This window comes from Coriobacteriia bacterium (assembly GCA_034370385.1).
Classification (GTDB): domain Bacteria; phylum Actinomycetota; class Coriobacteriia; order Anaerosomatales; family PHET01; genus JAXMKZ01.
Genome location: JAXMKZ010000014.1, coordinates 1 through 6,488, shown reverse-complemented (window position 1 = coordinate 6,488; position 6,488 = coordinate 1). Strand labels below are relative to the sequence as shown.

Genomic DNA, 6,488 nt, shown 5'->3' with positions numbered 1-6,488 from the left:
CTGCGATGCCATCGCCGCCAAGCTCAACTCACGGCCGCGGAAGCGGCTCGGATACCGGACCCCGGAGGAATGCTATGCACAATCGTAGGAAGGCCCTCAGAAAGGCTCAGTGTTGCGATTCAAACTTGAAGTCAGGTGCGCTACCCGTGCAGATTTACATCGAAGTCGCGTGAGGCTGCCTCAACAATGTCATCCCGGGTAGCCCCAAGCTCGTGAAAACGCGGCCCAATGACCACCGGATCAACATGGGCGCCGCATCGGTGCGCTGAGATCACCTGCTCCATCAGGACGAGAAGTGCGAGAGAAAGGACGAAGACGGACTTAGTTCTAGGAGGGACGTTTGAATACACGTACTTGCCATCCTGATTGGGCCTGACGAATTCCCTGAAGGTCTCTGTGCCGCCGTGAACATGAGCACAGAGCAGTCGGTACAGGTCGTACCATGCCTGTCCCGACTCACCGAGCCGCGACTCAGCAAGGTGATACCGCCGCTCTACGCTCGACTGATCCCAATCGCGTGCTATCTCGGTGACCTTCCATGGCTTGCCATTCCTATGCGGTGCGGTGGCGTCGAGCCGTGAAAGTCGATCGGTCACCTCTGCTTCCACTTGCTTGAAGTCGCGGGGTCGGTCACTGGGCAGATCGTCCCGTAGCCCCTTCAGCCGCACAACATCTTCGAACAACATCCACTTGGTGACGAGCGTCACTGGGTTCGTCGAGATGTAACGAAGGTCGATGGCCGCCTCCACGGCGGTCCTGAGGACAGGCTGTGCCTCGATGCTCAAGTTCTGCTCAGTGAGCAACTGGATGCAACGGCCGAGCCGACAAGATCTGTTTACGAAGTGCCTCGTGATCAATGGCACGAATGCGGGGTCCCAGTTATCGAAAGTGGGATCTGGCACTACGGCGACTAGTGGATGGCCGAACTTCGCGACCGTCAGCCACTGCTCCAGCCGGTCGAGTGAGCACCCCAGTTCAACCAGAAGACGTTCCGAGAGGTTGCCCACAACTGACTCCTCGTGCTGCATCTAACGTCTCGGCGCTTCAGCTGAAGCGCCGCCTCCAATTCAGTTCCAGCCCGAGAATACCGCACATGAGGCGGCGCTTTCTGCTGGAAGCGCTTGTTAGACCTCACTCGCCAGACCTCTCGCAGAGGATTCCTGCCATACATATTACCTTGACAGACATACTACTATGCGTCATGTTGCTTTCAGAAGGAGGTGCGGGGCATGGGCGAGACACCAATCAGCAGCGATCTCATCAGAGGTCACATCGACACCATAGTGCTTGGCCTCTTGAGCACCAGCGACCGGTACGGTTACGACATCTGCAAGCAGGTATCGCTTCTGTCGGACGGCGAGTACGAGCTCAAGGAACCGACTTTGTACTCAGCCGCACGACGCCTGGAGGGGCAAGGACTCATCCGCTCCTACTGGGGCGAGGAATCTCAGGGGGGCCGCCGCAAATACTACGCGGTCACGCCCGATGGCAGACAGGCCTACAAGCAGAATCTGGCCGACTGGAAGCGCGCACGCACGCTCATCGACCGCCTCGTCTCTGGCGAAGCCGAGAAGGAGTAATCATGGAAGCAATCAGGTACTACGTGATGGGCGCATTCCAAGGTGTGAAGGTCACGCCCGAGGTGCTCGAGCAGCAGGAGGAGCTCATCGCCGACCTTACGGCGAAGGTCGCGGACCTCGTCGCCGAAGGCAAGTCCGAGCAGGAGGCGCTCGGAGTGGCGATCGCATCCGTGGGCGACCTTTCAGCACTCGTCGCGGAGTTTGAACCCGAGGGCGAGTCAGCCGACCTTGTGCCCACGGCAACGGTCTTGGCAACCCGCTTGGACCTACATGTGATCGCCATCAGCGTTAGCATCGGCGCTGCGGTGATGATCGGCAGCACTGCGCTCGGGGCCTGGACGGAGCTGGTCCACCCTGGTGCGGGCTTCTCGTTGTTGGCGATGCTCGGACTCGGAATCTGGTGGGTTCGGGATGCGTATACGCGCTACGCGGAATCCCCGGAGGCCGTCGAGAATCGTGACCTCGTGTACAAGGCGCGGTTCCGCAAGGCGCTACTGGTGTGGGCGGGTATCGTTTTCGGGGCAACCCTACTCAACGGCCTCACCGGGACCGACTTCTGGTGCTGGCCGATATGGGTCGCGGGTGGCACCTGGGCGCTCACGGTCAAGATCGAGGAACGTCTGTCACGCCGTCCGGAGTTCCTCACACCTACGGAGCTCTCCGAAGCGCGGTGACGAGTTCCGGGACTCCGAGCGGTGGCGGGGTGTCTGTGTAGGTCTAACGTGTTTGGCTTAACCTGCGGCGCAGGCGCCCTCTGGTCAGTCTACCTTCTGGCCGTCAGGTTGAAGCCATTGTTCGACAGGCCGGGCACGAGGCCTACCAGTTGCTCAAGAGCGCAGTGCCGCCGATGAGCAACGCCGCGATCAAGTACACGCCGAACATCACTGCATAGAGCAGCAGGCCCACTGAAAGCATGTGGCCGTAGACCGCCCACGCGCGGGTCCAGAACTTCGGGCTGATCAAGTTTGACTTCGGTATGCGCGATTCAAGCGCGGCGATCCGCTGCTCAAGGTACGCGACGTATTCCGGGTCATTCCGGTAGCCCTGCGGCGGCAGCGGAGCGGTGGGCGGAGCGTACTGATCCATGGTTACCCCCGTTTCGACAACACGGACATCAGCATTCTGTTCAGGCTATCATCCAGCACTGACACTATTCGCTGCATGCTCTGTCGAACGCGTTAGGCATGAGCAGCGGCCCATACCTTCACTTCCGCATTCTAGCTTGCGCCGTCTGCTCGATGCCTTTGTTCGACCGACATCACTGCCTGGGCATCCACCGCGTCTTCCAGAGTCCATCGACTTTGAAGACGGCCCACCACTCGCCGGGCTCATCGACGCTCACCGCGTACGGCTCGCCTCCGGGTGGGGTCGTAGTTGCCCTATAGGCCACGCGGACCCGCGCAAGATCTTCAGCGTTCACCCTGACCTCGAGCACCCGGAAGTCCTCATAGGACTCGTTGGCCTCGATCGATTCACGTTCGGCGGTCTCGAAGTCCACTGACGGTGTGGCATACAGCGAGTACATCCGCTCCCAGTCCCCTTGATTGCCAGCGTCGATCAGAGCAAGGACGGCCTCGTCAGGCGAACGACCCGCGTCGTCGGTCAGCGCCAATGACGGGTCGTGTGGCGGTAGCTCCGCTCCACTGGAGGATTCCGTGCTCTGGGCCGGTGGCGATGCTGCGTCTGGTGTCGGCGTGGGGTCGGATCCGCCCGGAGAACAGCCGACAAGCAGCAGCGCGACTAGACACAAGACCAATCGTAGTCGCATGATCCCCCCGTTCTGTCGAACGTAGTTGCGCATGAGCGGCAGCCCAGCGCCTTCAGGTCAGTGTAGCTCGCGCTGTCCGCTCGATGCGCTTGTTCGACAGAGCAACTGCATGTCAGGAATGGGCGATGAGCATGCCGACAACATAGAACCCTATGGTCCCAACGACCCACAGCGCCGAAAGCCAACCAGCGGCAATGGGCAGCATCCAAACGTCACGCCATACAGGTTCAGAAGCACGCGCGGCCGCCCGCGCTTCAATGGCGGCGCCACCCGCTAGGAACGCACCCAAGGCGAGCACGGGAAGGATGAGCCAAGCCGCCGCCGCTAAGGTGTCCGACACCCAGACGATCCAGGCCATGAGGACGGCGGCCGTCAAGCCAAGGACCGCGCAAGTAGCACTTAGCCGACGAAACCTATCCACCACTCCCCCAAGGTGCCGAGTCTCGCTTCTGTCGAACACTGTTGCGCTTAACTTGCGGCCTACTCGCCGCACTTCCGCAGTGTAGCTCTTGGCCGTCAAGTTGAAGCGCTTGTTAGGCGGGAGCCCTACGGGACGTACTGTTCCTCGATGGCGACGATGGTGTCATCACGGACGGTGATCCAGTATGGCTGCGTGTCCGACCAGCCGGCTCGTTCGCCCTCCAGAATCACCGCGAACTCGTCAGGAGTAATCGCTGGAAGCGGCTTCGCCGCCTCCAGGACAACGACTCGGGCGTCGGGGCCGACGGGGAAAACCCACCTTCGCTTGTTCTGGTTCAGGATGTAGAAGCCGTTGGGGGGTTCGGCCCCTTCGAGCGCCTCAGCCTCGTCCCCGGTGATCCAGACGACGAAGTCGACGGTGAGCCGGAGCTCAGCTCCGTCACGATCGACGCCGGCGACGTAGGCCAGCTGCCGCCCCTCCTGACCTGAAGGATTCCCGGGCGATGGCGTGATGATCTCTGGCGTGGAGCTGTCAGTGAGTGAGGTGGTTGTGGCCGGATCTGCGCCGGAACAACCAAGCGTCGAGAAACCAACCAGGGCCAACGCGCTCAGCGTGGTCGTCAGTCGTTTCGACCACCTCATCTAAGCCCCTCTCCGCCTAACGTGTTGCGCATGACCAGCAGACCGGTCCCGCGCACCTCCCGGGCCGAGCATACCTCACGCGCCGGTTTGTCTGCGTCGATGCGCCTGTTAGGCCGGTTCGCCTAGTGACCTTGGTCGTTGACCAACCATCTCCCTGAGGGGTCCCTGACCACTATCACATCGAACTCATCTGACAGCACTTCGTCGCGCGGCTCAGGAAGCCGGCCGGTGACAGTTAAGACGGCGATCCGCGTGAAACCCTCGCCGTCGTACTGGGAGATGAGCTCCTCTGTGCGGATCCACCGACCTCCTTCCGCGATCGACTCGACCTCGAAGCCCTTCCAGCGCCTGAGCTGTTCACGGTTCTGTGAGTAGACGCGGCGTCTACTCTCGGTCACGGTGTCGTCGAGTGTCTCGAAGTCAGATGAACCCAAGGCCTCAAGATGACGCCCTACAACCCGTGTGGCCTCACTCAGCTCCTCCGAGTTGAGCTCGGCCGTCAACCGGTCGCTGGCTCCACCTGGCAACACGGCCCTGGCGGGAGTCGTCTGCTCCATTGGCTGCTGACTGCAGCCCGAAACAAGAATGCCAAACGCAGCAAGTAGGCCCAGCGACAGTCCTGCAGCCAGGCGCCAGTATCTGATGGGAATCCACGGAGACACGGATCGCCCCTCACTCGGCCTAACGTTGTTGCGCATGACCCGCAAACCGGCCCTGCGCAATCGCCACCCGAGCTTACCTGACGCGACGGTTTGTCGGTGTCGATGCGCTTGTTAGCCACCGAATCGACGAGGCCGCCTCACTGGTACCACAACAACAGAATGTAGGTGGGGACCGACAGGAACGCAGCACACCCAAGCACAGTGCGCACTCTGCCCGACAACTCAGTGGGGCGGGTCAGCAGGAGAACGACTCCGGTTGCAGCCATTGCTGCCGCCAGGGGTGGGGCGATCGCAAGGAACGCCCAGGCGACCTCAGACGGCCAGAATCCCTCGCTCGTAGCCCAGGCCGCAAGCGCCAGGCCGCCGATGACGGAGGAGACGGCCGTGCCAGCACGTAGAAGCCAGCGACGAGCCGCAGGGGTCCGAGCCCCAAGTGCCGGCAGGAACGTCGCTGCACACATGGCCGCGCCAGCCAGCAACACAATCTCCAAGAGTAGGGCCCCCTTCTCGTGTGGCTAACGTTGTTGCGCTTAACCCGCGAGCCAACAGCTTACCGCGCGAAGCGCCGTGACGCTCCTGCGAGTCGGGTTGAAGCGCTTGTTACGCGTCATCCAGCGCTTACTGGTATCGAAGACCGTTGTGGTCAATCCAGCCGGGCTCATGGGTGCCGTCTGGGTCGTGGTGGGTCCAGTGGACCACCCCGCCCTCCCCATTCCACTCGTACTGGCCATGGAACTTGACGCCGTCGCCGACGGCGAGCGTGTCGATTCGAGGCGCGATGTCGATGTTGTGCGCGATGAGCAGCGTCTGACCCGAAGCAAGCTCAACGATGAAGCGCTGGTGGCGGCCGCCGGTGTTGTCGTCTGGCAGAGTGCGGATGACCGCACCGGTCCCGGTGACCTGGATACCGCTTTGCCCATCACGAAACGCCACCGAGAAGACGCTGTCACTCGAAGACTCAGCGGTGCGCCCGGCCACGCAACCGGGCAGAAGCGCGACAGCGAGCAGCAGCGGAACAAGTCGTCTGAACACGCGTCCTCCACCCGAGAACAGTCCGGCACAGGTCCTAATGAACGCCTAACGTCGGGCGCTTCAGCCGCGCCCGCTGACTGACATGGTAGCCGAGGACTGGCGAAGTCGGCTGGAAGCGCTTGTTAGCGTGGCGCCCGCAGGTCATCCGTGCGGTCGCTGATCGCGAAAGACGCGCACCGAGACCTCACCCGACGATGCATCCGAGTGCACACCCCCGAAGGACTCCAGGCGTGCACGACGGATTTCGTTGCGAGGAATGACAAGTCAGTCGCGGCGGAGCCGGCGGACGGTCGCAACCCAGGTCAAAGCAGCGTCGCGGCCGAGCGGATGCGGTGCGAGGAGTCGCATCGCGCGCACGAGCGGATGGATGTGGCGCGCCGGTCG

The 6,488-nt window shown here is 62.1% G+C and carries 10 protein-coding genes; 2 read left to right on the top strand and 8 right to left on the bottom strand.

Features of this window, described 5'->3' with window-relative positions; genetic code table 11:
* Positions 1 to 140 precede the first annotated feature (140 nt).
* Positions 141 to 1,028 (bottom strand): DUF5677 domain-containing protein, encoded by an 888-nt coding sequence (locus U1E26_04080; GenBank protein MDZ4168820.1) that lies wholly within the window; start codon positions 1,026 to 1,028, stop codon positions 141 to 143.
* A 201-nt stretch (positions 1,029 to 1,229) separates the two neighbouring features.
* Here U1E26_04080 and U1E26_04075 point away from each other — a divergent pair, with 201 nt between their 5' ends.
* A complete protein-coding gene (locus U1E26_04075) occupies positions 1,230 to 1,580 on the top strand; it encodes a PadR family transcriptional regulator (GenBank protein MDZ4168819.1) in 351 nt (116 codons plus the stop codon).
* Positions 1,581 to 1,582: 2 nt separating this feature from the next.
* The gene (locus tag U1E26_04070) at positions 1,583 to 2,254 is read left to right on the top strand and encodes a permease prefix domain 1-containing protein (GenBank protein MDZ4168818.1); all 672 of its coding nucleotides are present in this window, start codon (positions 1,583 to 1,585) and stop codon (positions 2,252 to 2,254) included.
* Between the two features lie 142 nt (positions 2,255 to 2,396).
* On the opposite strand, the gene U1E26_04065 is transcribed toward U1E26_04070, so the two are convergent.
* The 7 genes from U1E26_04065 to U1E26_04035 all read right to left on the bottom strand — a co-directional run bounded on the left by U1E26_04065 (position 2,397) and on the right by U1E26_04035 (position 6,104).
* Complete coding sequence (locus tag U1E26_04065) at positions 2,397 to 2,666, bottom strand: hypothetical protein (GenBank protein ID MDZ4168817.1); 270 nt, start codon at positions 2,664 to 2,666, stop codon at positions 2,397 to 2,399.
* A gap of 172 nt (positions 2,667 to 2,838) precedes the next feature.
* Positions 2,839 to 3,348, bottom strand: a complete 510-nt coding sequence (locus U1E26_04060; GenBank protein ID MDZ4168816.1) for a hypothetical protein — start codon at positions 3,346 to 3,348, stop codon at positions 2,839 to 2,841.
* Positions 3,349 to 3,460: 112 nt separating this feature from the next.
* Positions 3,461 to 3,724, bottom strand: coding sequence for a hypothetical protein (locus tag U1E26_04055; GenBank protein ID MDZ4168815.1), 264 nt, complete (start codon positions 3,722 to 3,724; stop codon positions 3,461 to 3,463).
* Positions 3,725 to 3,894: 170 nt separating this feature from the next.
* Entirely contained in the window at positions 3,895 to 4,410 is a 516-nt protein-coding gene (locus tag U1E26_04050) for a hypothetical protein (GenBank protein ID MDZ4168814.1), read from the bottom strand.
* A gap of 122 nt (positions 4,411 to 4,532) precedes the next feature.
* Complete coding sequence (locus tag U1E26_04045) at positions 4,533 to 5,072, bottom strand: hypothetical protein (protein ID MDZ4168813.1); 540 nt, start codon at positions 5,070 to 5,072, stop codon at positions 4,533 to 4,535.
* A 137-nt stretch (positions 5,073 to 5,209) separates the two neighbouring features.
* Positions 5,210 to 5,563, bottom strand: coding sequence for a hypothetical protein (locus U1E26_04040; protein MDZ4168812.1), 354 nt, complete (start codon positions 5,561 to 5,563; stop codon positions 5,210 to 5,212).
* A gap of 127 nt (positions 5,564 to 5,690) precedes the next feature.
* Entirely contained in the window at positions 5,691 to 6,104 is a 414-nt protein-coding gene (locus U1E26_04035; protein ID MDZ4168811.1) for a DUF3465 domain-containing protein, read from the bottom strand.
* Positions 6,105 to 6,488: the final 384 nt, after the last annotated feature.

Coding starts and splice junctions, on each gene's coding strand:
- U1E26_04070 (MDZ4168818.1), top strand. CDS start 1,583: ATGGAAGCAATCAGGTACTACGTGATGGGCGCATTCCAAGGTGTGAAG.
- U1E26_04065 (MDZ4168817.1), bottom strand. CDS start 2,666: ATGGATCAGTACGCTCCGCCCACCGCTCCGCTGCCGCCGCAGGGCTAC.
- U1E26_04060 (MDZ4168816.1), bottom strand. CDS start 3,348: ATGCGACTACGATTGGTCTTGTGTCTAGTCGCGCTGCTGCTTGTCGGC.
- U1E26_04075 (MDZ4168819.1), top strand. CDS start 1,230: ATGGGCGAGACACCAATCAGCAGCGATCTCATCAGAGGTCACATCGAC.
- U1E26_04050 (MDZ4168814.1), bottom strand. CDS start 4,410: ATGAGGTGGTCGAAACGACTGACGACCACGCTGAGCGCGTTGGCCCTG.
- U1E26_04080 (MDZ4168820.1), bottom strand. CDS start 1,028: ATGCAGCACGAGGAGTCAGTTGTGGGCAACCTCTCGGAACGTCTTCTG.